Source organism: Candidatus Poriferisodalis sp., assembly GCF_965237655.1.
In the GTDB taxonomy this organism is placed as follows: Bacteria; Actinomycetota; Acidimicrobiia; order Acidimicrobiales; family Poriferisodalaceae; genus Poriferisodalis.
The window spans coordinates 410,859-437,822 of record NZ_CBDEGB010000001.1 but is presented as its reverse complement, the minus strand read 5'-3'; the positions used below and the strand labels follow the sequence as shown (position 1 = coordinate 437,822).

Sequence of the window (26,964 nt, the reverse complement as noted above, 5' to 3'; positions counted from 1 at the left end):
GCGGGCTAGCGGCGTGCAGCTGCGTCGAGCGTTTCCAGGTAGAAGCGGTGCGCGCCGGGCCGAAGCTGCCGATGGAGTCGCATGAACACCTCACGCGCTTGTTCCGCGAGCCAGTCCGGGGATGTGACCGAGCGAGGCAGCCCGGGGTCGGCGTACGGCAGCGGCCGCCAGGCGCTGATGTTGTTCATGTGAGCCACGAACGCGTCGCGGTCCCCCCCAGGTGATGCGACCCACGACTCCGAGATGGGTCGCTGAGCGGTCAGATACTCCCCGTACAGCTTGTTGATGAGGTCGAGATCCCACGCCGATGCCGCAATGTGCTCGCTGTTCGCGTCGGCTCGGAATTCGCCTTCGAAGAACGACACGTAGCCATCCAGCTCGCTCCGCTTGAGCATCGTGCGGGCCTCTTCCAGCAGCGAAGCTGGGGCGATCCACGACGCAGCGGGGCCCGGTGCGAACCCGAGACGGGCGAGCCTCGACCGGATCAGGTACCGCTTGCGGCGTTCGGACTCAGGAATCGAGAACAGCACCAGCAGCCACGAGGCGTCGTTACGTCTGGCTCCGCTGCCGAAGATGCGCAGATCGCCTGCTTCGAGGATCTCGCGCCCGTCGGCGCTCAACGCGTAGCCGGCCTTGCCATCCACTCGCTCAGGCACCAGCAGGCCTGAACGCTTCATGCGAGACGCGGCGGACCGCACGGCCTGCGCGTCGATCCCGAGCTCACGCATCAACGCGATGAGCCCGCCGACCGCTATCGGGCCCCCGTACTCCCGAGCGAACAGCCCGTAGGTGTCGAGGATCCGGTCTCGGGGTGACATCGTCGTCGAATCTGGACGCTAGGCGCCGGCCAGCTCAGCCAGCTCAGCCAGCTCTGTCAGCTCTGTCAGCTTGGCCAGCGCCCGCCGCTGGAGCTTTCCTGTCGGCGTCTTGGGCAGTGGCTCAGCGCAGAACGTGATCCGGCGAGGGTACTTGTAGGGGGCGATGGTGGCCTTGGTGTGGTCCTGCAGTTCGCCCGCGAGTGCCTCGGTGGCTGCCGATGGGTCGCACAGATGGACGAATGCGTGCACGACCATGCCCCGTTCCGTGTCGGGCGTGCCGATCACGCCTGCCTCCGCGACAGCCCCGTGGCTCAGCAACGCTTCCTCCACCTCTGGGGCGGCGATGTTGTAGCCCGAGCTGACGATCATGTCGTCGGCGCGGGCTTGGTACCAGAAGTAGCCGTCGGCATCGCAGGTGTAGACGTCGCCGGTGAAATTCCAGCCGTTCTGCACATAGGTGGACTGGCGCGCGTCATTGAGGTACCGGCAGCCGATCGGTCCCTTGACTGCAAGCCTCCCGGGCTCGCCTGGCGGCACCGGATTGCAGTCCTTGTCGAAGATCGCTGCCTCCCACCCGGGCAGCGGCTTGCCCGTGGCACCCGGCCGGATGTCGTCGTCAGATGCCGAGATGAAGATGTGCAGCAGTTCGGTCGAGCCGATTCCATCGATCAGCCGCAGGCCAAGCTCCGCTTGGACCTGTTCGAACGTCGCCCGCGGGAGCCACTCGCCGGCCGAGACGGCCCGCCGAAGAGACGACAGGTCCGGGCGAGGCTCCAGCGCCAGCATCGCCCGGTACGCAGTCGGGGAGCTGAAGCACACGGTGGCTCGCCGCTCGGCGATCAGATTCGCCAAGGCTGCGGGGCCTGGTTCCTCGCAGAACCAGGTGCACGCTCCTACTCGCATCGGGAAGACGACTTCTCCTCCCAGCCCGAAGGTGAATGCGAGCGGCGGGCTGCCGACGAAGACATCGTCGGGTAGTGCTTTCAGCAGCGGCGCGAATGCGTCTGCGATCACCAACAGGTCCCGGTGGAAATGCGCGGCCACCTTGGGGACGCCGGTAGTGCCCGAGGTGCACGCCAGCAGCGCGGGGTCCGTCGCCGCGGTGTCTATCGCAGTGAACTCCGCCGACTTGGTTGCAGCCGCCGCCGCCAGATCGCCTGCCGGCCCCCAGATGGCGATCGGGCCATCGGTCACCTCCTGCAGCTCTGCTTCCAGACCCTGCGCGCACAAGCCGACCGACGGATCGCACTTAGCGCACACCTGCGCAAGCTCCTGGGCGCGCAGCAGCGGCATCGTCGTGACCGCGACGGCACCGGCCTTCAGCACGGCGAACCAGGCAGCCACCATCCAGGGAGCGTTGGCCCCTCGAAGCAGGACCCGATTCCCCGGCACGATCTCGTAGTCCTCCACGAGCACTGCGGCGATCCGGTTGGCGCAGTGGTACACGTCAGCGTAGGTCCACATGTCGTCGCCGAGTCCCATGCAGGGCCGTTGGCCCCACCCCTGGGCGATCGCGCCGTCGAGCAGGACTGCTGCAGCATTCAGTCGGCTCGGGTACAAGAAGAGCGGCTCGGACAAGGTGATCTCGGGCCACTGTTCAGCCGGCGGCAGGCCATTGAGTACGAACCGGTCGACGTGCGCGGTCTCGGTGCTCATCTCCAACCGCAAAATACCGTTGACGTGACGATCACCAATCGCACGCTATATCTGGGAGACGCTCCGCGCAAGCAATTCAGGCCGGATTCGCGGCCAGCGGGAAGGTGTTCGGCCCGTTAGGCCTCGGCCTCGGCCTTCGCCTTGGCCTTGCGGAAGCGGGTGCCGTGAATGATGCCGCCGTAGTAGTTGAACGCCTGCCGTGCGGTGGGCTCATCGAACGGGTAGTCCGCACCGATCTGAGTTGCAGCGGCGAGCCCGGTCACGAAGCAGGTCTCCTGACGGTTGACCAGCGTGTGGGCACCGCAATACCAGCTCCGCCGCTTGCCCTGGATGAAGCGGAACAGCGGGACGAGCAGTGCCACATGGCGAACGTCGTGCACGATGTGCTGGAACCACCAGCGCTTGACGATCTGCTCGTCATCGATGCGGGTGATCGGGTTGTACGTCACCAAGCAGGGCCGCTCGGATTCTTGGGCCCACGGCTGCTGGTTATGCATGATGTAGGTGATCTCGTAGTTGTCCGGTCTGGCGCCGTACTGGACGATGTGGTTGCTGCGTGTACGCAGCACTTCTACCTCGTCGTCGGGCAGCACTGCCGAGTCTGAATGCACCACCACATGGTTGTGGAGCTCGCTCTCGTAGCGAATCGATGACAGCAGGTAGCGCTCCAGCATCGTGGGCTTGTCCAGCATCATCAGCGTCTGGTTCGCATTGCAAGCGAAGATCACCTCGTCGAAGGTCTCGCGGGCACCGGCCTCGTCCTCGACCTCGACGCCGGACGGCTGCCGGTACACCTTGCGCACCGGCCGATTCAGGTAGATCTTGTCGCCGAAATCAGCCGACAGGTTCTCGTAGATGCGCCGCGTTCCCTGGTCCCAGGTCTGCATGGGCGTTGCCGTCTCGATGTCGAAGAACTCGAGATACCGCGCGAAGAGCGCCGCCGGCATATCGAACACGTTCGTCGCCATCAGGAAGTTGACGAACATCGGCTTGAGGATCTTGTACCTGAAGTCGGCGGAAAACCCGCCCATGTTCAGCACAGTCCGCATGCTGATGTAGTTGAACGGGTTGAGCGCGTTCGCGAACTTCGACCTCGCGCGGGTCAGACGACCGAATGAATGCAGGCGCGTCAGCAGGCGCTGGAACTTCGCTATCTCGGGTTGCAGCTGATCCCTGATATCGGAGTCGAAGTCGTGGGCGTAGATGCCACCGCGGTATCTCACGCTGTAGTTGAACTCGGTGTCCACGAGATCGATGCCGAAACGCTCCAGCAACAGCACGACGTGGTCGTACACCTACGGGATGCACGCGGTGACGGAGATGTCGAAGGGGATGGAGCTGCCGTCGGCCTGCGGCATATCGGCCGTGACTGCGTTGCCGCCGACGTGTTCGTTGGCCTCGAACAGCCGGAAATCGAAACGGTCCGGGTGGTGGTGCAAGGCCCACGCAGCCCCCAGCCCCGACATGCCGCCGCCGACAATTGCGATTCTGTGCTGCATCATCATGCTCCGCCGGTCAGCATGCCGCGGGCTAGCTGCCATGCCCCTCAGCGCGCTTGGAGGGACTCGAACCCCCAACCTTCTGATCCGTAGTCAGATGCTCTATCCAATTGAGCTACAAGCGCTGATCCTCGCCGGAACCGGGTCGGATGGCCCGATGGCGCCCAGACAGTCTAGGAGACGGTACCTGTAGGGCTTCAAGAGGTTTCCCCTCAGGCCGGGAGGTCGTCACGGTCGGGCGGATCAGCAGCGGCCAGCAGCCCAGCCGCCCGTGCGACTTCGGCTGGCGTGCGGCCAAGGGCCTCGGCAGTGGCTACCACGTCAGACCACTCCGGTTTGCTGCGGTGAGGGCCGTGCTTGACGCTGACGGCGTGCCCCTCGACGTGCACGGTCGATGTGTGCCGTTCGAGCGCTGTGCGCACCACCGGGCGTGCGCGAAGACCCAGCGTGCCGGTGAGCCGGGTGATCAGGTCGGCCAGGCGGGTCACGTCGCCGGGTCGGCACAGCGCCATCAGCGTGTGCGCCGGGCGGCCCTTCTTCATCACGATTGGGACGGCCCAGGCGTCAAGCGCTCCAGCGGCCAGCAGTTCGGTGAGCGCATGGCTCAGCACCTCGCCCGAGACGTCGTCGAGGTTGGCGGCCAGCTCGACCAGCTCTTCGGTGGTGTCGGCTCCCTCGAGGGCTCCCATCGCAGCGCTGAGCTGCGGCGATGTCTGGACGGCCTCGGCGGGGGACTCGGTACCGATGAGCACGCCGGTGACGTTGGGGCGTCCCGGCAAATCCCGGGTGCCTGCACCGAAGCCGGCGCTGACAAGCGTCATGGCCGGTGCTGGCCCGAAGTGCTCAGCGAGAGCGACGACGATGGCGGCGCCGGTGGGGGTGGTGAGCTCCATGTCGATGTCGACGCCCACGATCGGGCGACCTGCCAGCAGGTTCACCACCGCGGGCGGAGGGTTCGGCAGCACCCCGTGGGCTGCGTTGATCGTGCCCTTCCCTACCGCGACGGGGCCGCAGCGCACGGAGTCCACTTCGAGCGATTCGAGGGCCGCGCACACGCCGACGATGTCCACGATGGCGTCAAGGGCCCCGACTTCGTGGAAGTGCACCTCTTCGGCCGCCATGCCGTGCACCTGGCCTTCAGCTTCGGCTAGCGCCCCAAACACTGCCAGAGCCCGCTGCCTGACACGCTCGGCGAGTGGTGCTGCGGTCAGCAGCTCCCGGATGTCACGCCAGCGACGGTGATGATGCCCCTCGGGAGCGTCGACGATTGCCCGCGTTGCGGCGAGCTCGTTCCGCCTGACCCGTTCGGTATCCAGCTGCCAGCCGTCGAGGCCCAGCGTCTGCAGTTGGGCAACCACATACCCCAGGTCAGCACCGGCATCGAGCAGCGCTCCCAGCGCCATGTCGCCCGCAATGCCCGAGACCGGGTTGAACCACGCCACCATGCCTCCCGACGCGGGCGATTCAGTGCTGTCGGCAGTGATGGCCTCGACGCTCGCCGGCTCACGCGCCTCGGCAATCGGCGGGCTGGCCGACGGGTTGTCGTGCATCACTCGGATCCGCCGTGGGAGCGGGCGGCCAGATCCAAGATTCGCATCGCAGCCATGGCGGCACCGAAGCCGTTGTCGATGCCCACCACGGTGATGCCTGCAGCGCACGATGCATGCATGGCCAGCAGCGCTGTCACACCCTCAAGTGCGGCGCCGTAGCCGGCACTGGTCGGCACCGCGATCACCGGTGCAGGCGTGACACCTGCGACTGCGGTGGCCAGCGCTCCTTCCATCCCGGCAACGACGATGACCACGTCAGCCGCAGCCAAGGTGTCGATCTCGGCAAGGAAGCGGTGCATCCCCGCCAGACCGATGTCGCTGCGGGGCGTGGCGCTGATACCGAAGGCACAGAGCACTGCCGCCGCCTCGTGTGCCACCGGGCCGTCTGCCGTGCCGGCTGAGGCCACCACCACCTGCTCGTTGCGAGGGTTCCCCGCACGCCACACCACCGTCGCCAATTCCTCGCTGTCTGCGGAATCTGGTCCCCGATCGGCCGGCCGGTGCACCGTCGCGCCTGGGCATGCCGCCAGCACGGCGGTCACCTGCTGTGGCTGCGCACGCGTCAGCAGCACGGGGCCGGAGCCCCCGCTCAGCATCTCCGCCACGATCCGGGCGCACTGGGTGGGCGACTTTCCTGGTCCATAGACGGCCTCGGGATGGCCGGTCCGCAGCAAACGGTGATGGTCGATGCGCGCTCCGGCGACGTCTGCATAGGGCAGCCGACGCAGGCGACTCAGCGCCTCGTCGGGCGCCAGCGAACCGTCACGCACGTCTGCCAGCAGATCGGCGAGCTGTTGTGCGTCCATCGGCTGCCGTTCTACCCGCTGCAGCGAAGGGTTCGTTGCCCGCGGCGCGATGCGTATCCTGCCTCGATGGCTACAGCCGGTTCTTCAACGGGTGCCACGACCCTGCCGCCTTCGACGCGCATTGCCTACATGGGTCCTCCCGGCACGTTTACCCTGACCGCCCTCCAAACTCAAAGCGACCTCGTACGAGCCACATTGGTTCCGCTGATGTCGATCCCGCACGTCCTTGACGCCCTCGAGACCGGCTCAGTGGACTTCGGATTCATCCCGATCGAGAACGCCATCGAGGGCAGCGTCAACATCGCGCAGGACTCTCTGGCGTTCGATTTCGATTTCCTCATCCAACGTGAAGTTGTGGTGGACGTGCAGCTTGACCTGATGGCACTGCCTGGCAGCGCCACAGCAGACGATTTGTCTGGGATCCATACCGTGAAGTCCTTCCCAGTCGCACTCGCGCAGTGCCAGAAATTCTTGCGCCATGAGCTGCCCGCGGTGCACATCGAAGAGACCGCCTCGACTGCCCTTGCTGCGCACGAGATCCGCACCGAAGAGCAAGCCGGTGTGGCGGCGATTGCGAGCCGGGCGGCCGCCGACCTTTACGAATTGGAGATCGTGGCACCGTCTGTGCACGACAACCCCGACAATCAGACTCGATTCCTGCTTGTCGGCAAGGGTGAGATCCCGCCGCCTACCGACAACGACAAGACGAGCATCGTGGTGTTCCAGCATCACAATGAGCCCGGCAGCCTGATGAACATCCTCATGGAGTTCGAGTCGAGGCGCATCGATCTCACCAGCCTGCACTCGCGCCCGGCCGGCGGCGGGCTCGGCGCCTACTGCTTCTTGGTGGACTTCGAAGGCCATCTCTGCGACTACGCCATCGGCGATTGCCTGCGAGCGCTCAAGATGAAACAGCGCGACGTCAAGTTCCTCGGCTCGTATCCCGCAGCCAAGGATTCCACGAGTAACCGTGATCTGGTCAGCGATGAGGCATGGGCCAACGCGGTGGCTTGGCTCGGCCAGCTGCGAAGGATGATGACGTAAGCAACGCCAGCGTCACCGGCGCGTTGGGAGAACTACTCGAGGCCGACGGCGAACTACACCCAGGGGCAGTTGGAGTTGCGGTCGCCGAAGGTGGCGCCGGTGCGGTAGCGGTCAAGCGTGAACGGCTCGAGTTCGGTGGGCTTGACGCCGTGCACCATCATCTGGGCGGTCAGCTTGCCCACCCCGATCATCTTGAACCCGTGGTTGGAGTCGGCGATCACCCAGGCGTTGTCGGCCACGTAGTCGAACACCGGCACGTTGTCTGGTGTGAACGCGCCGATGCCGCTATTGCGGCGCTCCTTGAAGAACGGCCGCACGTTCTCCAGGCGCTTGAACAGCATGCCCAACGTCGCGCAGTAGTAGTCGGCGAACCATTCCTCTGCCTGGTATTCGTCGTTCAGGTGGCCGTAGGGCTCCACCGCCGCTCGCGGCCCGATCTTGATCGGGATCGTTCCACCCTGCAGACCGGGCGCGCCCACCCGCTCCGCGGCATAACGCGTGTACGAGTAGAAGTGGTCCTTGAGGAATCGGCCGTCGTCGGAATACACCGGCGTGTTCATGAGCTCAACGTGCAGCACCGGGGAGTCCCGGTGCTGGGCGGTGCGGAAGTCGACTCCGGGGGGCAGCAGGACCTCGCCTTCCAGCAATCGCCAGTAGGTCCACATGTCCATCTGCTCTTCGACATGGCCGTCGGGGTACAGCACGTCGACCTGCGAGGGGCCGCCGAGCCACTCCCAGTGCACCGGCGTCCACGCACCTGCGCCCACCACGACCTGCTCGCAGGTGATCGACCCCTGGTCGGTGTCCACCGCGGTGACCGCGCCTGAGTTGTCGAGCTGGTAGCCGGTCACGGTGGCGCCGTAGGTCCGCTGCACGCCCCACTGTCGGCACTTCTGGTCCAGGCCCCACACCGCCATGTGGGTGCCGGCGTACCCGGAGCGGTGCTCGTGCAGGACCACGTCGCAGTTCTCGGTCTTGAAGTCGGGCCACAGGTTGGTGAGGAAGGCGCGGGCCTCCGCACCGGTGTAGACGTCGGAGGGATATCCACTGGCTAGCTGCGACGCCTGGAGCTTGAGATAGTCCTCGGTCTGGTTCGACTCGCCCACCGACACGTACCCGACCTGCTGGAAGCCGAGGTTGACGGGGTCGGACTCCCACACCTCCACGCTGGCTCGCAGGATGGCGTGCAGCGGCCCGGTCATGTACATGTTGCGGATGCAGCCGCAGGCCAGCCCGGTAGCGCCCGCGCCCGGGCCCTGCTTGTCGATCAGCACCACGTCACTGCCCGAGCCCTTGCCAGTGCGCTCGAGGTACATGGCCAGGTGGTAGGCGCTCGACAGCCCGTGCACGCCCGCGCCGACCACCACAAACCGCGCGTGGCGCGGCAAAGGGGCGGCGTCGAACACCGGGATGACGGCCGGGTTGACCACTTGCCCGTCCACCTCTGGCGGCAGGGGCCGGTTGGCGAACGGATACCACTGGTTGTGCCCAGTGGGGTTGGGGACGGTATTGGTCATGTCTTCTCCAGTTGCAATCGAAGGTCAAGTCGGGTCGGCGGCGGGCGAGAGCCGGTAGTCGGCGCCCAAGGTCCGCCAGATCAGTGGGACGCCGGGCCGGTAGGCGAGGTGGTGGCGGCTGGGCGCGTCGAGAATGGTCATGTGGGCAGGACCGCCGGGGGCGATCCGCCCGACGTCGGTCCGACCCAGCGCGGTCGCCCCTCCAACCGTCACCGCGGCGACGGCCTCATCGATCGTCATGCCCATGTCGCGCACGGCCATGGCGATGCAGAACGACAGCGATGTGGTGTAGCTCGAGCCGGGGTTGCAGTTCGAGGCGATTGCCACCTTGACCCCGGCGTCGATGGCTCGCCGAGCGTCCGGGTAGGGCTGGCGGGTGGAGAAGTCGGTGGCCGGCAGGAATGTGGCGACGGTGTCGCTGGCGGCCAGGGCCTCGATGTCGTCGTCGGAGAGGTAGGTGCAGTGGTCCACCGACGAGCAGCCCATCTCGACGCCGAGCTGTACGCCCGGCCCGTGGCCAAGCTGGTTGGCGTGTAGACGCAGGCCCAGTCCGGCGGTCCGACCCGCCTCGAGCACGGCCCGGGACTGGTCGGCGTCGAACGCGCCGGTCTCGCAGAACACGTCGATCCAGCGGACGCGGTCCCGGACCGCGTCCAGCATCGGCCCGCACACCAGTTCGACGTAGGAATCGACCCGCCCCTGGTACTCGCTGGGCGGCAGGTGGGCGCCCAAGAACGTGGCCTCCGCGCTGGCCTCGGCGGCCAGGGAGGCCAACTCGGCCTCGGAGCGCACCGACAGCCCGTAACCGGTCTTGATCTCCACCGTGGTGGTGCCGGCCCGGTGCACCTCGACCAGCCGCTGGCCGAGCGAGGCCGCCAAAGCGTCCCGGCCAGCGTTGCGCGTGGCGTCGGTGGTGACCCGGATCCCGCCCCCGTCGTAGGGCTCGCCCGCCATCCGCCGGGTGAACTCCTCGGCCCGGTCGCCCGCGAACACCAGGTGGGTGTGGGAGTCGACGAATCCGGGCAGCACGCACCGGCCGCTGACGTCGAGGCGCTCATCGGCGACAGCCCCGGACGGGCCCACCGCCAGCACCGTGTCGTCGTCGATGACCACCGACGCATCGGTCACCACGCCGAGCGGGCCGTCCCCCAGCTCGGGGTCGTTGGTGATCAGCTCGGAGATGTTGTCGATCACCAGGGTCATGGCGCGGTGACCTCCGTGATGGCCGAAGCCAGATCGGCCGCGACGTCGACGGTCGTGTGCTGTCCGTCGCGCACGACAGTCCTGCCGCCCACCACCAGGTGGTGCACATCGGCACTGGTGGCCGCGAAGATCGTCGCGGCCAGCGCGGTATCGGCGTCAGCTCCGGCCATCCGCACAGAGTCGAGCCCCACCGTCGCGAAGTCGGCCAGCGCGCCCGCCTCCAGCGTGCCTCCCTCCGGCCAACCGACAGACCGGTAGCCGCCGGAGGTGGCCATCGAGGCCAGGGCGTCCACACCGAACACGCCGCGTTCGTTGGTGGCCGCCCGCTGGTCGAGCTCGACCATGCGGGCCTCGGAGAGGATGTCGACGGTGGCGTGGGAGTCCGAGCCCAGGCACAGTTCGGCCCCTGCTCGGGCCAAGCCGACGCTAGGTCCGGTGCCGTCGGCCAGATCCCGCTCGGTCGTAGGGCACAGGCAGCAGTACGCGCCGGCCTCGCCGATCATCGCCTGGTCGCGCCCGCTGGCATGGGTGGCGTGCACCAGGGTCGTGCCCCCCTCCAGCCCTCCGGCCTGGGCGATCACGTCAATGGGAGTCAGACCCCAGACGCCGAGGCACTGCTGGTTCTCCGCCGGCTGCTCGGAGGCGTGGAAGTGCAGCGGGGCGCCGCTCTCTTTGGCCCAGTCCGCGACCACCTTGATGGACGGCGGATCGACAGCCCTCACCGAGTGCACGGCCGCTCCGACCCTCACCATCGGTCCCGATACCGTCGAGGTCAGGCCCTCGACCCGATCGGCCCACCGGTCGGCGCTGCCGTCGCTGAACCGGGCCTGGGACGGCCGCAGCGGCTCGTAGCCGCCGTCGCGCGCGGGGTCGAGCCCGCCATGGAGATACAGCGTGTCGAGCAGGGTCAGGCGGATGCCGGCGTCGCGGGCCGCGGCCACCACCGCTGCGCCCATGGCGTCGGGGTCGTCATAGTTGCCCCCGCCGGGGCAGTGATGGACATAGTGGAACTCGCCGACGACACCGATGCCGGCCAGGGCCATCTCCGCGAACACCGCCCGGGCCAGCCTGTGGTAGCAGTCGGGGTCGAGCCGGGCCGCCACCCGGTACATCAGGTCGCGCCAAGTCCAGAAGTTGCCCCGACCGGCGTGGGTTCGGCCCCGCAGGGCTCGGTGGAAGGCGTGGCTGTGCGCATTGGCCAGCGCCGGCAGGGTAAGGCCCGCCAGTGGCACGGCTGCGGGGGGGCGGACCGGCACACCGGCACGGACCGAGGCGATGCGATCCCCGTCGATGGTGATCACCACGCTGTCTGCGGCCCCGGACCCACCGAGCCAGGCCAGCTCGCACCAGTATTGAGCGGTCATGAGCCGACGCGCTCGGTGAACCGGGAGATGCGCTCGATGAACGCGTCGCGGTGGTGCCGTTCAAACTCATCCCAGGTACACAGCGTGGAAGGGTCGGCCCGGTCGGTGATCAGGACACCGTCGAGGTGGTCGCACTCGTGCTGCCAGGTTCCCGCCGTCAGACCCCGTGCTCGGGTGCAGTGCTCAGTGCCTTCACGGTCGAAGTAGCGGACCCCAAGATTGACTGAGCGGACCACATCGCCCCGCAGCGGTACCGAGAGGCAGCCCTCGTTGATGACCACGGTCTCGTCGTCGAGCACCTCGAACTCCGGGTTGATGGCAACGGTCAGCTCAATGGGCGGCTTGTAGGGGTAGCGAGGGTTGTCGTTCACTTCGATGACGACGATCCGGGCCGTTTCGCCGATCTGATTGGCGGCCAGGCCTGCCCCGTTGGCGTGGCGCATGGTGTCGATGAGGTCGTCGACGATGCCCTGGGTTCGCTCGCTGGCGATCTCCGCCTGCGGCACGACCGCGGCCGTCCTGCGCAGGGCCGGATGGCCGATGGAGAGGATGTCCCGGACGGTCATGTCCCCCGCCTTCGCAGCCCGGGGCCTACTGCGCGGCCGCCGGAGCGACCGGTATGTGTACGCCGCGCTCGGCGGCCACTTCCCAAGCCCTGTCGTAACCGGCGTCGGCATGGCGCATCACGCCGGTGCCCGGATCGTTGAGCAGCACCCGCTCCAGCTTCTGAGCGGCCAGGTCGGTTCCGTCAGCCACGCTCACCTGGCCGGCATGGATCGACCGGCCGATGCCCACCCCGCCGCCATGGTGGATGCTCACCCACGACGCTCCCGACGACGTGTTGACGAGCGCGTTGAGCAGTGGCCAGTCGGCGATGGCGTCGCTGCCGTCTGCCATGTCCTCGGTCTCGCGGTAAGGAGAGGCCACCGAGCCCGAGTCGAGATGGTCGCGTCCGATGACGATCGGCGCGGCCAGTTCGCCGGACCGGACCATCTCGTTGAACCGCAGCCCCAGCCGGTGGCGCTCCCCGTAGCCGAGCCAACAGATCCGGGCCGGCAGGCCCTGGAACGCGACACGCTCGCGGGCCAGGGTGATCCATCGCTTGAGGCCCTCGTCATCGGGGAACTCGTCGAGTACGGCCCGGTCGGTGGCGGCGATGTCGGCCGGGTCGCCCGACAGCGCAACCCAGCGGAACGGTCCCTTGCCCTCACAGAACAGGGGCCGGATGTAGGCGGGAAGGAAGCCCGGATAGTCGAAGGCCCGCTCGCAGCCGCCGAGAGCGGCCTCGGCCCGCAGGCTGTTGCCATAGTCGAACACCTCGCTGCCGGCGTCGAGGAAGCCCACCATGGCCTCCACGTGGGCGGCCATGGCCGCCCGGGACCGGCGCACGAACTCGTCGGGCTGGTTGCGCCGCAGCTCGTCCGACGCCTCAGGCGACAGGTCGTTGGGAACATAGGTCAGCGGGTCGTGCGCGGAGGTCTGGTCGGTGACGATGTCGGCAGCGACGCCGTCGGCCAGAAGGCGCGGCACCAGGTCGGCCGCGTTGCCGACCAGTCCCACCGACAGCGGGCGGCGGGCCTTCACGGCCTCTTCGCAGCGACGCAGCGCATCGGCGTAGTCGTCAGCGACCACGTCGAGATAGCGGGTCTCCACCCGGCGAGCGGCCCGTTCGGGGTCGACCTCAATGCACAAGGCAACCCCGTCGTTCATGGTGATCGCCAGCGGCTGAGCGCCGCCCATCCCGCCCAGCCCCGCGGTGACGGTGAGGGTCCCTGCCAGCGACCCCCCGAAGCGTTTGCGGGCGATGGCCCCGAAGCACTCGTAGGTGCCTTGCAGGATTCCCTGGGTGCCGATGTAGATCCACGACCCCGCCGTCATCTGGCCGAACATGGTCAGGCCGAGATGCTCCAGTCGGCGGAACTCGTCCCAGGTGCCCCAATCGGGGACAAGGTTGGAGTTGGCGATGAGCACCCTGGGTGCCCATTCGTGGGTGCGGAGCACTCCGACCGGCTTGCCCGACTGCACCAGCATGGTCTCGTCGTCGGCGAGATCGGTCAGCGCCGCGATCATGGCGTGAAACGCCGGCCACGACCGCGCCGCCCGACCGGTGCCCCCGTACACGACCAGGTCGTCGGGGCGCTCGGCCACGTCGGGATCGAGATTGTTCTGCAGCATCCGGAACGCGGCCTCCTGGGGCCAGCTGCGGCAGGTCAGGGCAGTACCGGTGGGAGCTCTCACTCCACCTGGAGGGGCGCTGGCGCTGTGCTGTGTGCTGGGGGCCATAGAGGACCTCGGGATGCGGGGTGTGCGGTGTGCCACACGTTACCGAGAGTCGGCCTATGCTGTCAATATGCAGCAAGAGATTTCAAGTAGTGAAATTACCCCTGCTGCTCCGCTGCATAGATCGCGCTCGGCGGAGCGGGTGCTGGCATTGCTTGACACCGTCGTCACCAGCGGCGAACTCAGCCTGACTGCAGCCGCTGCCCTGACGGACATGCCAGCTAGCACGGCGCTGCGACATCTGCGAGTTCTGACCGACCGCGGCTATCTCGTCAAGGACAGATCCGGGTCGTATTCCGTAGGTCCAGCGTTCGTGCGCACCGCCTTGGCGTCGTTGCAGTCCGGCCCATACGCCCGGCTCAGGGCGGCAGCCCAGCCAGAGCTCGAACGACTGGTCGAGGCCACCGAGGAATCCGCGTATCTTGCCGTGCGCGACGGCGATTCCGCCGTCTACATCGCCACAGTCGAGGGCCGTCGGGCCATCCGCCACGTCGGCTGGGTGGGCCGGTCCGTTCCCATCGAGGGCACCGCGGTAGGCACGGCACTGCTCGCCGCCCCGCTCGCGCGCGGTGCCCGCCCCGCTCCCGTCATCAATACCGGCGCCATCGAGTCCGACGTCACCGCGGTCTGCGCGCCGGTCCACGGTTTCGCCGGCCCGGTAGCGGCTCTGTCGGTGCTGGGTCCGGCGGACCGGCTCGTCGGTGCCCGCCTGCGGACCGCGTCCGACGCCGTGATCGAAGCGGCCGTTGCCACCTCCGCCGCGTTCTCGTCCGTCGAGGCAGTCTTGACGTGACGGTGGAACTCGACGGCGCAGGCGTCACCGTTTCCGATGTCGTCGCGGTTGCCCGCCACCATGAGGAGGTTCGCCTCAGCGACGCCGCCCTGTCGCGCATGGCCGCAGCCCGCAGCATCGTCGAGGCCCTGGTCGAAGGCGAGCCGGCCTACGGGATCTCCACCGGCTTCGGCGCCTTGGCCAACACCACCATTCCCGCCAGCCGCCGGGCCGCCCAGCAGCAGTCCTTGATCCGCTCCCATGCCGCCGGGATGGGCCCGGCGGTCGAGACCGAAGTGGTCAGGGCCATGATGTTTCTGCGGGCCCGCACGCTCGCCTTCGGGGCCTCGGGGTCGAGGCCACAGGTTGCGGAGTCGCTGGTGCGTCTCATCAACGCGGGCGTGGTGCCCGCCGTGCCCGAACACGGCTCACTGGGAGCCAGCGGCGACCTGGCGCCGCTTGCCCATGCTGCGCTCGTGCTGATCGGCGAAGGCGAAGTCCTGACCGACGACGGGGGCACGATTGACGGTGCCGAGGCGCTCTCGGCAGCGGGCATCGAACCCTTGGTCCTCGCTGAGAAGGAGGGCCTGGCCCTTACCAACGGCACCGACGGGATCCTGGGAATGCTCTGCCTGGCCGTCCACGATCTCGCCGGCCTGCTGACCGTCGCCGACATCGTGGCCGCCTGCAGCGTCGAGGCTCTGCTGGCCACCGATCGGGCCTTCGCCGCCGACCTGCTGGCACTGCGGCCCCATCCCGGCCAGCAGGTCTGCGCGGCCAACCTCCGGGCCGTGCTGGCTGGCTCGCCGATCGTGGCGAGCCACCGCTTTGGTGACGACCGGGTGCAGGATGCCTACTCCATCAGGTGCACGCCCCAGGTGCACGGAGCGGCCCGCGACACCCTCGACTTCGCAGCAGGCGTCACGGACGGGGAACTGGCCTCGGCCATCGACAATCCGATGGTGCTGCCCGACGGCCGCGTCGAGTCGTGCGGCAACTTCCATGGCGCGCCGGTCGCCCTGGCAGCCGATTACCTCGCCATCGCCGCGGCCGAGGTCGGCGCTATTGCTGAACGCCGCATCGACCGGCTGCTCGACTCCAATCGGTCCCATGGCTTGCCCCCGTTCCTGGCCGACGATCCGGGCGTGGACAGCGGTTTGATGATCGGCCAGTACACCGCGGCCGCCCTGTGCGCTGAGAACCGGCGCCTGGCCGCGCCGGCTGCGGTGGACTCGCTGCCCACCTCCGCCATGCAGGAGGACCACGTGTCCATGGGCTGGGGCGCGGCTCGCAAGCTGCGCCTAGTCGTCGCCAACCTGCGCCGCATACTGGCCGTCGAATGGGTGGCGGCTGCCCGCGGCATCGAGCTGCGAGCGCCCTTGCAGCCCGCGGCGGGGACTGGTGCCGCGCTCAACTTGCTGCGGAACAAGGTGCCCGGCCCGGGTCCCGACCGCTGGCTGTCACCCGAGCTCGCCGCAGCCGAACAGATGCTCGCCGACGAGGCTCTGGTGACCGCGGTAGAAACAACCACCGGCCCCTTGGCCTAGGACACCTCTGCGGAGGGAGGGGGATTCGAACCCCCGGAGGCTTGCGCCTCAACGGTTTTCAAGACCGTCGCAATCGTCCACTCTGCCACCCCTCCGCAGGCCAACTTACCGGCGCGGCCATCGCGGAAGCTTTCTGCTCGGGGCTATCTTGTGGCGGTGCGCCTGCCGCTAGCGGCTGGTTGCTCATGGAGAGGTGGCCGAGTCCGGTTGAAGGCGCTTCCCTGCTAAGGAAGTAACTGCCGCAAGGTGGTTCGTGGGTTCGAATCCCACCCTCTCCGCACCTGTGATTTCGTCGTCGGGAGGTCGTGCGCCCGCTCGCTAGCCGGCTTGCATCACGGGCAGAACTTCGGCCTCCATGAGCCGGCGTGCAGCTGTGCCCTCGGGGGAGCCGTAGACGTTTTCGTTGAACTGGCCGGAGAGGAGGACCTTGTCGATACCCAGGGAACGCAACTCGGAGAGCTTCGCTATGCAGCGGTCCGGTAGGCCGACCACGCCAAACCGGTCAATGAACTCGGGCGGGAGCGTCGCTGGAAAGGCGTGAATCCATAGCTCCATTGTCGTCACCCGTCATTGTTTTCCGTAGGCGAGCGAACGCTATGACACGGTTTTTCGATACGCCTACACGCTCCGAGTTCTCGGCGGGGAGCTCGCTGGTCCAGGACTCGTACGGCGACGGCCGGTTGATCCTTGTAGACATGCACCGGCATGAGAAACCGGCTGCTCCGCTTTGCGGCGTACATCGCCGTCGGCGTCGTCACCGGCCTGATCGTGGCCGCCGTTGCCGTGCTGAGCGAGAAGGTGCTGCTCGAACGGGTGCTGAACCTGCCGCCGTGGCAGCGAGTGCTGGCGCCGGCGCTCGGACTGTGGGCTGCGGTGCTGATGCTGCGCTGGGCCGATGCCGGTCGCCGACTCTCGCCGTCCACCTCGGAGGAGTACATCCGGGCCTTCCACGACCGCACCTACCCGATGCGGTTCCGCGACCTGCCTTTCCGGCTGGCAGCCGGCATCGTCACAATCGGGTCCGGAGGCGCAGTCGGGCTTGAAGGCCCGTCGATCTATGCGGGTGCCACGACGGGGAGCGCTATACAGCGTGTCGCCCGGCGTCTGTTCCGCAACCGGGAGGGCTACGCACTGCTGGTGGCCGGCGCTGCGGCTGGCGTCAGCGCCATCTTCCAAGCGCCCGCCACCGGAGTGCTGTTCGCCCTCGAAGCGCCCTACAAAAGTGACCTGGGCCGCCGGGCCCTGCTTCCCGCACTGCTCTCGAGCGCCTCCAGCTACGTCGTGTACGTGCTGGTCACCGGCTTCGACGACCGCCCATTCGAAATCAGCACCGAAATGGTGAGAGTCGGATTCGGCCGCCAGGAACTGCTGGGAGCAGCCGTCGTGGGCGCCCTGTGCGGGCTTGCAGCGTCAGCGTTCTGCCGAATTCTGGGAGCCGCCAAGCGGATTCAAGAGTCCGACCGGCCCTGGTGGCTGGTGGCATTGTGCGGCGGCGGGATCCTGGTGGGCCTCGCCGTGCTCTGCGAGTTCCTGTTCGAGGCGCCGCTGTCGCTGGGCCCGACCGCCGAGGGTCAGCTGGTGAGCTGGTCGCTCGATCCCGAACAATCGCTGGTGCTGCTCGGGGCACTGCTGGCGGTGCGCGTGATGGCCACATCGACGGTGCTCGCATCGGGCGGCGTGGGCGGCGTGTTCATCCCGCTGGCCGTGTTCGGGTTGATCGTCGGGCGCCTGGTCGGCGGCTGGATTGAGCTGGGGCCTGAATCGCTGGCGTTCTTCCCCTTTATTGGCGTGGCCGCCTTCCTGGCGGCGGGCTACCGCACCCCGCTGGCAGCGGTGATGTTCGTGGCTGAGTCGACGGGTGCTCCGGCATTTGTCGTGCCCGCCTTGGTGGCGGTGGCCGTGTCGCAGGTGCTCATCGGCAACTCCTCGGTTTCGCAGTACCAGCGGGACAGCCGCACCGGGCACCTGGAGCGTCGCCTGGAGATGCCGGTCAATTCAGCGATGTCAACCGATGTGCCCACGGTGAGTGCCGACGCCCCGCTCTCTGATTTCGTGTGGGGCATCGCGCTGCCTCGCAAGCAGCTCGAAGCCGTCGTGGTGGGGCCCGAACGGAACTTCCTCGGTGTTATCCGGCTCAGCGATTCCCGCCATGTGGATCGCAATGACTGGATGTCGGTCACGTGCGGCGAGGTGATGACGACCGACATCGAGCCGGCACGCCCGTCGTGGACCCTGCGTGAGGTCACCGAAGCGATGGCTGATGCGGAGATCGAGCTGTACCCCGTCATCGACAGCGGTGGACGGATCGCGGGCGTTGTCACCGAGAATGCCATCGTCAAGCTGGTGGACTTCCTCAACGAGACACAGGGCGGCAGATGACGAGTGAAGCTGAGTCTGACACTGGGGCTAACACTGGGTCCGAATCCGGGTCCGACACTGGGGCTGAATCCGGGGCTGAGCCTGGGCCGATCGGGCTGCTGGAAGGTCTGGCGACCACCCGCTCCATCCGTCGCTACCTGCCCGACCCGATCCCCGACGAAGACCTGGCATCAATCATGTGGCACGCGAGCCGAGCACCCAGCGGCTCCAACCGGCAGATGTTTCGCTTCGTCGTGCTGCGCGACGGCCCGGTTGCGCGTCAAGCGAAAGCACTGCTGGGCCGGTGCTTCCGGGAAGGCTGGAACTCGAAGCGCTCCGGCGACGGCTACACGGAAGGCTCCGGCGCCGCCGACAACTCGCCCAAGGCCCGCATGGCCCGAACCATGCAGCACTTCGTCGACCACTTCGAGGAGACGCCAGTGGTGATCCTGGCGTGCCTGGTGCGCTACCGGAAACCCACCTACGCCGAGGGCGCATCGGTGTATCCCGCCGTGCAGAACCTCATGCTGGCGGCACGGGCGCTGGGCTACGGCGGCGTCATCACCGGCTGGCACCGCGCGGTCGAAGACGAACTGTGCGAGCTGCTCGGCATTCCCGAGGGCGTGGCGATCCACGTGACCATCCCGCTCGGCCGGCCCGCTGGACGCCACGGCCCGGTGCGGCGACGCCCGCTGCGCGAACTCGTCTACGAGGACCGCTGGGAGCAGGATGCGCCGTGGGCCGTCGACCCGCCCGACACCCGCTTCACTTCGGCAGGTCCGCCGCCCGGCTCACCGGTCTGAGGCGGCGGCGCCCATTCTGTGCGCAAAAATGCCGACTGAGGCGGCTTTCTTGCACACAGATGAGGCAGAGCGATCCTGGCAGCAGTCGCGGCGGGAAAGCCAGGCGGTTCAGGAAGTCGCTGCGGGGCGGTCGGTGTGGCTCCACTGCGACCACGACCCGATGTAGACCCTCGGGCTGCCCAGACCGCTGTGCTCCATGGCGAGCGCGTTCGTACAGGCACTGACACCCGATCCGCAATACATGATCGTCTCGTCGGCGTCCGCGACGCCTTCGGATTCGTAGCGGGCCCGCAGCGTCGCCAAGTCAGCAAAGAAGCCGCCAGCGTCGAAGTTGTCGGCGAACGGCACGTTGGCCGCGCCGGGGATGTGCCCAGGCCGGGCGTCGATCGGTTCGGTCTCGCCGCGGTAGCGGTCTGCACCGCGGGCATCGATGAGAACGCTGCTGGTGCCGGTACCGGCTGCCGCTGCTGCGTCGATGTCAACGAACGCGCCATCGGGCCAGTCGCGCACCGGGCACGTCACCGGCGCACGATGGCTCGGCTCGGTTGCCGTGGGTCCGGGCCACGCCTGCAGACCGCCGTTGAGCAACACTGCGTCGTGGCCGAGCACGCGCAGCATCCACACGAGCCGGCTGGCGGGCACCCCGTTCTGATCGTCGTACGCCACAACCGGGTTATCGGGGCCGATGCCAAGCTCGCCGAGCGAGTCAGCGAAGCTCTGCGCACTCGGCAGCGGATGGCGGCCATGTTCTGGCGCACCGTGCGCCGACAGGTGAGCGTTCAGGTCCACCCAAATCGCTCCGGCAATGTGGCCCTCCAGGTAGGCGTCGAGCCCTGAGCGGCCATCGAGATACCAGCGCACATCGCACAGCACGACGTCATCGCGGCCTGCAATCTGGGACGCATCGACAATGGGCGGCAGCGGCGCAGCAAACCCAGCCATCAGCCCTGCCCGAACATCATCAGCCACTGCGCCACCATCACACCTTCGGCGCAGAACACATCACGTCAGCCCTGCCCGAACATCATCAGCCACTGCGCCTCGCTGCGCGGCTTGAAGACGTAGTTCATCTGGCGTGTCTGACCCATCGTGGCGCTGGGCTCGTGCGAGTACCGGTGCCCGGGAAACAGCACGGTCTCATCGGGCACCTTGGCGAGCGTGTCGTGCAGCGAGCGATACATCGCAGCGGGGTCGCTGCCGGGCAAGTCCATGCGGCCGCAGCCGTCGAGGAACAGCGTGTCGCCGGCAACGAGCGCCCCTGCCACCAAGAAGCACTGGCTGCCGGGCGTATGCCCAGGCGTGTGCAGCAGCTCGATGTCGATGGCTCCCACCGACACGACGTCGCCCGGCGCGTGCAGCTCCATGTCATTCACCGAGATGCCCGTGGTCTTGCGCACCAGTTCGGCCTCGGGCGCCTGCAAGTGGATCTTGGTGCCCTGGCGCTCCAGCAGTTGGGCCACGCCTTCGATGCTGTAGCCCATCATGTTCCCACCGACGTGGTCAGCGTGGAAGTGCGTGGCCAGCACACCGGTGAGCTCCATGTCGTCTTCGGCGAGCATGTCGAGCAGGTCATCCACGGCGTAGGCCGGGTCCACCACGACGGCCTCGCGGGTCTCCCGATCACCGATCAGGTAGGAGAAATTCACCATCTGGCGGGCGATCGGGTCGCTGACGGCGAAATCCTGACCCGACAGCAGCTGGCGGAAATAGAGCCTGCTCTCGGCGGGCGGCGGCGTCACCTGCGAGTCCTCGGACATAGCAGCGCACAGTACTGCGGCAGGCCACGAATCGTCTGCGGCGACGGGCATCGCACCGAGAGTTGCCCGATGTCGGATGCGTGTCTGTTCGGCGACGATCCGGGCGGCTGGCTGGCCCGCCTGCCGCCAGCGCGGCAGTATTCGCCCATGAGTCAAACGCCTGCCCCGCTGTCGGACTTCTACGAAATGGACGAGTTCCTCACCGACGAGGAGGCCATGATTCGCGACACCGTCGCCACCTTCGTGGCCAAGGAGTGGGATCCGATCGTGGGCGACCACTTCGAGGCGGGCACCTTCCCCATGGAGCTGATCCCGACGATCGCCGACATGGGCCTGCTCGGCATGCACCTCGACGGTTACGGCTGTGCGGGCGCCTCGGCCATGGCGTACGGCGTGGCCTGCCGGGAGTTGGAAGCGGGCGACAGCGGGCTGCGCAGTTTCGTGTCGGTGCAGGGGTCGCTGTGCATGTTCCCCATCTGGCGTTACGGCTCGACCGAGCAAAAGGAGGCGTGGCTGCCGCGTATGGCCGCCGGCGAGATCATCGGCTGCTTCGGGCTGACCGAGCCCGACCACGGCTCCGACCCGGTCTCGATGACCACTCGGGCGGTGCGCAGCGGCGACACCTGGATCCTCAACGGGTCCAAGCGGTGGATCACCAACGCCGGGCTGGCCGACCTCGCCATTGTGTGGGCCAACACCGACGACGGCTTCCGGGGCTTCCTCGTGCCCACCGACTCGCCCGGCTTTGAGGCCCGCAAGATCCAGAACAAGCTCTCGCTGCGGGCCTCGGTGACCGGCGAGTTCTACATGGACGACGTCGAGGTGCCCGAGTCGATGCGGCTGGGAGATGCGCTGAGCATCGGCGCGCCGCTGAGCTGCCTGTCAGAAGCCCGTTTCGGCATTGCCTTCGGGGCCGTGGGCGTGGCCCGCTGCTGCTACGAGGCGGCGCTGGACTACCAGCTCGAACGTCCCCAATTCGGCAAGCCGCTGGCCAGCTTCCAGATCAGCCAGATCAAGTTCGCCGACATGCTCACGTCGATCACCAACGCCAACCTGCAGGCAATGCGGCTCGGGCAGCTGAAGGAACAGCGCCGGCTGCGACCGCATCACATCTCGATGGCGAAGCGGCACAACTGCCGAGTGGCCATTGATGTGGCCCGCACGGCCCGGGCGATGATGGGCGCCAACGGGGTCTCCACCGAATATGCGCCGATGCGCCACGCGGCGAACATGGAATCGGTCATGACCTACGAGGGCACCGAGGAGATCCACGGACTGATCCTCGGCCAGCAGATCACCAACATCCCAGCCTTCCGCTGATACCAACGCTGACATAGGGAGCACGCCATGACCGCCGCAACGCACCGACCATCCCGATCCCAACGGCACCGGGGCGCCCTGCTGCGACCGCTGTCAGCAGCACTTGTGCTGGTGCTTCTGACGGCAGCGTGCGTCGGCGGCAGCGATGACAGTGAGGACGCCTACACCGAGCAGCAGTTCGCGGTCTCTGCGGACACCGACGGTGCATTGGACATGGCCGATGATGAGATGGCCGTGGAGGAAATGGCCATGGAGGAGGAAACGGCCGAAGAGTCCACTCCCGCCTCGCTCGTTGGAGCTGCCCAAGAAGATTCGGGCTCAGACTCCTTGGCGGGGGCACCGCCGGTTGTACCCGCCGATCTGGGCCGCGACATCATCTACACGGCCTGGATCTCGGTCGAAGCTGCCGACGTGGCCGCCGCGGCTGCGCAGGCCACCTCGATCATTCAAGGACTGGGCGGTCTCACGTTCGGCCAGGAGACCTACACCCAGGGTCGGGCCCACACCACGCTGACGTTCAAGGTCCGGCCCGAACAGTTCTCGGTGGCGCTGGAGCGCCTGTCGAACGTCGGCGAACTCGTGGAACAGAGCGTCAGGGCCGAAGACGTCACCGACATCGTCGTCGACCTCACCAGTCGCATCTCCACCGCCGAGACCAGCGTCGAGCGGCTTCGTGAATTCCTCAGCCGTGCCACCGATGTGGAAGGCGTGGCCGAGCTGGAACGCGAACTCGCCCAGCGGGAGACGAACCTGGAGCGGCTCCGAGGCCAGCTGCGCTCGTTGCGAGACCGAGTCGACCTGGCCACGATCACGCTGATGATCACCGAGTCGGTCGAGGCGGTGCCGCCGACGTCGGTGATTCTGCGTGCCTGGCTGACCTCCGGCGACGACGACCCCTGCCTGGGATTCACCGACCTCGTCGCACCGCCCGAGGGCGAGGTGAGCTTCTGCATCGAGCTGGAGAACGACGGCGAGACCACCCTCACCGAGGTGACCCTCAGCTCGAATGCGCTGCGGTTCGGAAACGACGACCTGACGGTTCCCGAAGGCATGAACCTCGAGAGGATCGAACCCGGCGAACGCGCCGTCGCCACGCTGCACGAAACGGTCGAAGACGGCCGCATTGCCGGGCGGGTGGCCACCCGGGGCCTCTCGGTTGATGTCCGGCTGAGCGCCGTGCCCGTGACCGACAGCGGTCAAGAGGGGCCGCGCCTGGCTCGCAGCCACACGCTCCAGCTCTTGATTACCGAGGACGACTCGCCACCGGGCTTCGGCGATGCACTGAGCGGCGGTTGGGATGCGCTCGTGGCCGTGGGCAACGGCGTCCTGCTGATCATCGGCGCTCTGCTGCCGTTCCTGCCGGTCATCGCGATCGCGCTCTGGGTGGCGTGGTGGTGGCTGCGTCGCCGTCGAGCCCGCCGAGCTGTCACGACAAGCAACTCCGACGAGGCCTGATCCTTCGCAGGAACCGTCAACGGCCGAGACCGCTATCGGACAAATTCGGACGTCCTTCGTGATGTCCGTTTATGTCCGATCGTCACGGGCCAGACTCGCTGCATGCAGGTAGAAGCCGTTCTCACCACGGGCATCTACTGCCGGGCAGACTGCTCGGCACAGCCACTGCCGCACAACGTGACGCACTACTCCAACCCGGTGGCCGCCGAGGTGGCTGGCTTCCGTCCATGCCTGCGTTGCCATCCAGAACGCCGCGCCGGCTCACTGGCCGATCTGGACGTGCCCACGCCGGTCGGAGCGGCACTGCTGCGCATCAACGACGGCTTTCTCGATCACCACGACGAAGAAGCATTGGCGGCCCACGTCGGCTACAGCACCCGTCAACTGCGGCGACTGTTCGAGCACCATGTCGGCGCGACTCCCACAACCATCGCCCGGTCGCGCAGGGCGCACTTCGCCCGCTGCCTGATCGACGACACCGATCTGACGTTCGCCGAGATCGCCCGTGCTGCGGGCTTCGGCGGGCCGCGCCAGCTGCACAGGGCCATTACCTCGGTGTTCTGTTTCACCCCTACGGAGTTGCGGTCGAAGCGGCGCCGAGGCGAACGGCCTCGCCTCGACGGCGGCCTCGTGCTCGCATTGCCGTACCTGGCGCCATTCGACTTCGAGGCGTTCATCTCGCACCAGGCCTCCAGAGCCATACCGGGCGTCGAGGCCGTTACCGGTGCTGACGGCTCAGCCGTTTATGTCCGCAGCTTCAGCGCGTACGGGCATGCCGGCATCGTCGAGGTGGCCGTGCCAACAAACGCCGCCCCCATGGCGGCCGTGCCAACAAACGCCGCCCCCATGGCGGCCGTGCCAGGCAACGGCGAACAGCTGCAGCTGCGGCTCCACCTGCCGACGTACGATTCAATCATCGACGCCGTGAGCCGCTGCCGGGCACTGTTGGGCACCGACACCAATCCTTCGCCGGCTGCAGCTGCGCTCGCCGACGACCCGCTCATCGGGCCGCTTGTCCGGGGCGCACCGGGCTTGCGCGTGCCGCGCTCGTGGGACCGCTTCGAGACCGCCATCCGCATCGTCGTCGGGCAGCAGATCTCGCTCGCCGCGGCGTCCACGTTGTGCGGCCGGATCGCCCAGCGCTTCGGCACACCGATTGATGCGCTATTGGAATGCTGCGCAGGTTCACCTGCGCGCATCGAGCACGGCGAAGACGTTTCGGTGCCACTGACTCACCTCTTCCCGGACGCAGCGAAGCTCGCTGATGCCGGACCGGCAGGGTTCGCGGGGCTGGGGTTCACCCAGCGACGAATCGACACCATTGTCGGCATCTCCCGTGCAGTCGCCAGCGGCGACGTGGATCTGAGCGCCACCGACACGCTCGAAACCACCGTGGCCCAGCTCTGCGAACTGCCCGGCATCGGGCCCTGGACCGCGCATCTCATCGGGATGCGGGTGTTCGGCCACGACGACGCATTCCCCGCCTCCGACCTGGGCCTGCGCCGGGCGATAGAACGCCTGGTGGGTCACCCGATGCAACCACGGGAAATCGACTCGCTGGCAGAACGCTGGCGCCCCTACCGTGCGTGGGCCGCACAGCATCTCTGGCACGCCGCTGCGGGGTCCGGTCCAACCCAGCCCGGCCCGACCCCTCGCTGACCTCAGTCCGGACCCAGGAAGGACCCTCATGAACCCATCGCATTCCCGCCCTAGCAACACCGACACCGTCGACGCGGCAGCCGGCAGCGCAGACATGCACTGGCACACGACCATCGACAGCCCGATCGGACCGTTGGGCTTGGTGGCAACCGAACAGGGGTTGCGCGCGGTGTCGTGGCGGGGCGACGAGACCTCCGTCAAGCTGCCAGACAACATGGTCGAAGATCCCGACCACCCGATCCTGCACCAGGCCGCGCAGCAGCTCGATGAGTACTTCGACGGGAAGCGCACCAGCTTCGATCTGCCGCTCGACTTGCGGGGTACTCGGTTTCAAGTGGCGGCGTGGCGGGCGCTCGGTGACATCCCCTACGGCAGCACCCGCAGTTACGGCGAGCAGGCGTCGCTGATCGGCAGGCCGAAGGCCGTGCGGGCCGTGGGCCAGGCGAACGGCCGCAACCCGGTGCCGATCGTGCTGCCGTGCCACCGGGTCATCGGCGCCAACGGCTCGCTCGTGGGCTTCGGTGGCGGCCTCGACCTCAAGACGCAATTACTCGAACACGAGGGCGCACTCGACTGAACAGATCGGCTGAACAGCAGTCCGCTGACCACACCCCGCAACAGCTGCCACCACGTCGTCGCCGCAGTGCGCGAGGAGGGACTTGAACCCTCACACCCTTGCGGGCACAGGCACCTGAAGCCTGCGCGTCTGCCAATTCCGCCACTCGCGCGTGGGGCGATCAGGCTAGCCCGCGAACCTGCGCTCCTACACTGGGCCGTCGTGGTTGGCGCCAGCTTGGTCGGAAGCGACGGACAGTGCCACGAACTGGGGCATTCGACCGTCATCGGGCGGCGCGACGACTGCGACATCGTGCTTGACGGCCCAAAGGTCTCACGACGACACGCTCAGATATGCCAGGACGCAGATCGTCTGCTCCTGGTGGACCTGGCCAGTGTCAATGGGACGTTGCTGAACGGGATCGAGATGACCAGCGAACGTCTCGCGCACGGTGATGTCGTCACGATCGGCACCCACGAACTGCGGCTGGAGCTGAGCTGATGTCCGAGCAGCTGGTGCGGCTGCTCGCGCTGGGCGTGCTTGTCCTGCTCTACCTGTTCTTCTTCCGGGTCATGCGCGCGGTGTGGGCCGGTGTGGCGACACCCCGCAATCACCTCAGCTGGAGATCGCTGCTTGCGTTGCGAGGCGACGGGCCCCCCAACGGCAACGCCGCCCCGCAGCCAGTGGCGCTCGTCGTGCGCTCGCCGTTGAGCGCCCAGGGCGAACGGCACCTGCTGGCCGACACGCTGACCATCGGGCGCAGTGCCGAGTGTGACGTGATCATCTCCGACAGCTACTCATCGCAGTCTCATGCCCGCCTGTACCGCAACGGCGCCCAGCACCTGCTGGAGGACCTGGGATCGACGAACGGGACCTACCTGAATCGCCAGAAGGTCGCCAACGCCACCGTTGTGCGCATCGGCGACTACGTGCAAGTGGGCTCCACCGTCTTCGAGGTCAGCGCATGACAGAACTCCGCTGCGCCCACATCGCGGACTGG

The 26,964-nt window shown here is 67.5% G+C and carries 25 protein-coding genes and 4 tRNA genes; 12 read left to right on the top strand and 17 right to left on the bottom strand.

What is annotated here, in order from left to right; all coding sequences use genetic code 11:
• Positions 1-5 precede the first annotated feature (5 nt).
• The 7 genes from ACPXYO_RS02225 to larB all read right to left on the bottom strand — a co-directional run bounded on the left by ACPXYO_RS02225 (position 6) and on the right by larB (position 6,329).
• The gene (locus tag ACPXYO_RS02225) at positions 6-818 is read right to left on the bottom strand and encodes a PaaX family transcriptional regulator C-terminal domain-containing protein (protein ID WP_423916296.1); all 813 of its coding nucleotides are present in this window, start codon (positions 816-818) and stop codon (positions 6-8) included.
• An 18-nt stretch (positions 819-836) separates the two neighbouring features.
• Complete coding sequence (locus ACPXYO_RS02220; protein ID WP_423916294.1) at positions 837-2,474, bottom strand: AMP-binding protein; 1,638 nt, start codon at positions 2,472-2,474, stop codon at positions 837-839.
• Positions 2,475-2,590: 116 nt separating this feature from the next.
• The gene (locus ACPXYO_RS02215) at positions 2,591-3,769 is read right to left on the bottom strand and encodes an FAD-dependent oxidoreductase (protein WP_423916292.1); all 1,179 of its coding nucleotides are present in this window, start codon (positions 3,767-3,769) and stop codon (positions 2,591-2,593) included.
• The gene (locus ACPXYO_RS02210; RefSeq protein WP_423916290.1) at positions 3,770-3,973 is read right to left on the bottom strand and encodes an NAD(P)-binding protein; all 204 of its coding nucleotides are present in this window, start codon (positions 3,971-3,973) and stop codon (positions 3,770-3,772) included. It abuts the gene before it with no gap.
• Between the two features lie 51 nt (positions 3,974-4,024).
• Positions 4,025-4,098: transfer RNA gene (locus tag ACPXYO_RS02205), tRNA-Arg, on the bottom strand.
• Positions 4,099-4,185: 87 nt separating this feature from the next.
• Positions 4,186-5,523: a nickel pincer cofactor biosynthesis protein LarC gene (gene larC / locus ACPXYO_RS02200; RefSeq protein WP_423916288.1), complete on the bottom strand. Its 1,338-nt coding sequence runs from the start codon at positions 5,521-5,523 to the stop codon at positions 4,186-4,188.
• Positions 5,523-6,329, bottom strand: a complete 807-nt coding sequence (larB, locus tag ACPXYO_RS02195; protein WP_423916286.1) for a nickel pincer cofactor biosynthesis protein LarB — start codon at positions 6,327-6,329, stop codon at positions 5,523-5,525. Before larB ends, larC begins: the two co-directional genes overlap by 1 nt.
• 66 nt (positions 6,330-6,395) lie before the next feature.
• Here larB and pheA point away from each other — a divergent pair, with 66 nt between their 5' ends.
• Entirely contained in the window at positions 6,396-7,373 is a 978-nt protein-coding gene (gene pheA / locus ACPXYO_RS02190) for a prephenate dehydratase (RefSeq protein WP_423916284.1), read from the top strand.
• A gap of 53 nt (positions 7,374-7,426) precedes the next feature.
• Here the strand turns inward: pheA and ACPXYO_RS02185 are convergent, their stop codons facing one another.
• Genes ACPXYO_RS02185 through hutU form a run of 5 tightly spaced genes read right to left on the bottom strand, consistent with a single transcriptional unit; the run spans position 7,427 to position 13,740 of the window.
• Positions 7,427-8,890 (bottom strand): NAD(P)/FAD-dependent oxidoreductase, encoded by a 1,464-nt coding sequence (locus ACPXYO_RS02185; RefSeq protein WP_423916282.1) that lies wholly within the window; start codon positions 8,888-8,890, stop codon positions 7,427-7,429.
• 24 nt (positions 8,891-8,914) lie between these two features.
• Positions 8,915-10,093 (bottom strand): imidazolonepropionase, encoded by a 1,179-nt coding sequence (hutI, locus tag ACPXYO_RS02180; protein WP_423916280.1) that lies wholly within the window; start codon positions 10,091-10,093, stop codon positions 8,915-8,917.
• Positions 10,090-11,457 (bottom strand): formimidoylglutamate deiminase, encoded by a 1,368-nt coding sequence (locus ACPXYO_RS02175; protein WP_423916278.1) that lies wholly within the window; start codon positions 11,455-11,457, stop codon positions 10,090-10,092. Before ACPXYO_RS02175 ends, hutI begins: the two co-directional genes overlap by 4 nt.
• The gene (def, locus tag ACPXYO_RS02170) at positions 11,454-12,023 is read right to left on the bottom strand and encodes a peptide deformylase (RefSeq protein ID WP_423916277.1); all 570 of its coding nucleotides are present in this window, start codon (positions 12,021-12,023) and stop codon (positions 11,454-11,456) included. Before def ends, ACPXYO_RS02175 begins: the two co-directional genes overlap by 4 nt.
• Positions 12,024-12,048: 25 nt before the next feature.
• A complete protein-coding gene (gene hutU / locus ACPXYO_RS02165) occupies positions 12,049-13,740 on the bottom strand; it encodes a urocanate hydratase (RefSeq protein WP_423916275.1) in 1,692 nt (563 codons plus the stop codon).
• Positions 13,741-13,879: 139 nt separating this feature from the next.
• On the opposite strand from hutU, the gene ACPXYO_RS02160 reads away from it, so the two are divergent.
• Both ACPXYO_RS02160 and hutH read left to right on the top strand, forming a co-directional pair.
• Positions 13,880-14,530, top strand: a complete 651-nt coding sequence (locus ACPXYO_RS02160; RefSeq protein ID WP_423916273.1) for an IclR family transcriptional regulator — start codon at positions 13,880-13,882, stop codon at positions 14,528-14,530.
• On the top strand, positions 14,527-16,056 hold the full coding sequence (gene hutH, locus ACPXYO_RS02155) for a histidine ammonia-lyase (RefSeq protein ID WP_423916271.1): 1,530 nt from the start codon (positions 14,527-14,529) through the stop codon (positions 16,054-16,056). The genes ACPXYO_RS02160 and hutH overlap by 4 nt, the downstream gene beginning before the upstream one ends.
• Positions 16,057-16,066: 10 nt before the next feature.
• On the opposite strand, the gene ACPXYO_RS02150 is transcribed toward hutH, so the two are convergent.
• Positions 16,067-16,151, bottom strand: a tRNA-Ser gene (locus tag ACPXYO_RS02150).
• Between the two features lie 92 nt (positions 16,152-16,243).
• Between ACPXYO_RS02150 and ACPXYO_RS02145 the strand changes: the two genes are divergently transcribed.
• Positions 16,244-16,334, top strand: a tRNA-Ser gene (locus ACPXYO_RS02145).
• Positions 16,335-16,374: 40 nt separating this feature from the next.
• Here the strand turns inward: ACPXYO_RS02145 and ACPXYO_RS02140 are convergent.
• A complete protein-coding gene (locus tag ACPXYO_RS02140) occupies positions 16,375-16,611 on the bottom strand; it encodes a hypothetical protein (protein ID WP_423916270.1) in 237 nt (78 codons plus the stop codon).
• A 150-nt stretch (positions 16,612-16,761) separates the two neighbouring features.
• Between ACPXYO_RS02140 and ACPXYO_RS02135 the strand changes: the two genes are divergently transcribed.
• Positions 16,762-18,435, top strand: a complete 1,674-nt coding sequence (locus ACPXYO_RS02135; RefSeq protein ID WP_423916268.1) for a chloride channel protein — start codon at positions 16,762-16,764, stop codon at positions 18,433-18,435.
• Entirely contained in the window at positions 18,432-19,217 is a 786-nt protein-coding gene (locus ACPXYO_RS02130; RefSeq protein WP_423916266.1) for a nitroreductase family protein, read from the top strand. The genes ACPXYO_RS02135 and ACPXYO_RS02130 overlap by 4 nt, the downstream gene beginning before the upstream one ends.
• A gap of 108 nt (positions 19,218-19,325) precedes the next feature.
• Here ACPXYO_RS02130 and ACPXYO_RS02125 read toward each other — a convergent pair whose 3' ends face one another.
• Entirely contained in the window at positions 19,326-20,186 is an 861-nt protein-coding gene (locus ACPXYO_RS02125) for a sulfurtransferase (RefSeq protein ID WP_423916264.1), read from the bottom strand.
• 38 nt (positions 20,187-20,224) lie between these two features.
• Positions 20,225-20,974: an MBL fold metallo-hydrolase gene (locus ACPXYO_RS02120; RefSeq protein ID WP_423916262.1), complete on the bottom strand. Its 750-nt coding sequence runs from the start codon at positions 20,972-20,974 to the stop codon at positions 20,225-20,227.
• Between the two features lie 147 nt (positions 20,975-21,121).
• Between ACPXYO_RS02120 and ACPXYO_RS02115 the strand changes: the two genes are divergently transcribed.
• The 4 genes from ACPXYO_RS02115 (at position 21,122) to ACPXYO_RS02100 (ending at position 25,985) form a co-directional block, all read left to right on the top strand.
• A complete protein-coding gene (locus ACPXYO_RS02115; protein ID WP_423916260.1) occupies positions 21,122-22,294 on the top strand; it encodes an acyl-CoA dehydrogenase family protein in 1,173 nt (390 codons plus the stop codon).
• 27 nt (positions 22,295-22,321) lie between these two features.
• Positions 22,322-23,749, top strand: coding sequence for a DUF4349 domain-containing protein (locus ACPXYO_RS02110; RefSeq protein WP_423916259.1), 1,428 nt, complete (start codon positions 22,322-22,324; stop codon positions 23,747-23,749).
• Between the two features lie 102 nt (positions 23,750-23,851).
• Positions 23,852-25,408 carry an AlkA N-terminal domain-containing protein gene (locus tag ACPXYO_RS02105; RefSeq protein WP_423916257.1) on the top strand — a complete coding sequence of 519 codons (1,557 nt, stop codon included), beginning with the start codon at positions 23,852-23,854 and terminating at the stop codon, positions 25,406-25,408.
• A 94-nt stretch (positions 25,409-25,502) separates the two neighbouring features.
• A complete protein-coding gene (locus ACPXYO_RS02100; protein WP_423918631.1) occupies positions 25,503-25,985 on the top strand; it encodes a methylated-DNA--[protein]-cysteine S-methyltransferase in 483 nt (160 codons plus the stop codon).
• A 67-nt stretch (positions 25,986-26,052) separates the two neighbouring features.
• Here the strand turns inward: ACPXYO_RS02100 and ACPXYO_RS02095 are convergent.
• Positions 26,053-26,136, bottom strand: a tRNA-Leu gene (locus tag ACPXYO_RS02095).
• Positions 26,137-26,186: 50 nt separating this feature from the next.
• Between ACPXYO_RS02095 and ACPXYO_RS02090 the strand changes: the two genes are divergently transcribed.
• Both ACPXYO_RS02090 and ACPXYO_RS02085 read left to right on the top strand, forming a co-directional pair.
• A complete protein-coding gene (locus ACPXYO_RS02090) occupies positions 26,187-26,465 on the top strand; it encodes an FHA domain-containing protein (RefSeq protein ID WP_423916255.1) in 279 nt (92 codons plus the stop codon).
• Entirely contained in the window at positions 26,465-26,932 is a 468-nt protein-coding gene (locus ACPXYO_RS02085; protein WP_419551382.1) for an FHA domain-containing protein, read from the top strand. Before ACPXYO_RS02090 ends, ACPXYO_RS02085 begins: the two co-directional genes overlap by 1 nt.
• Positions 26,933-26,964 lie beyond the last annotated feature (32 nt).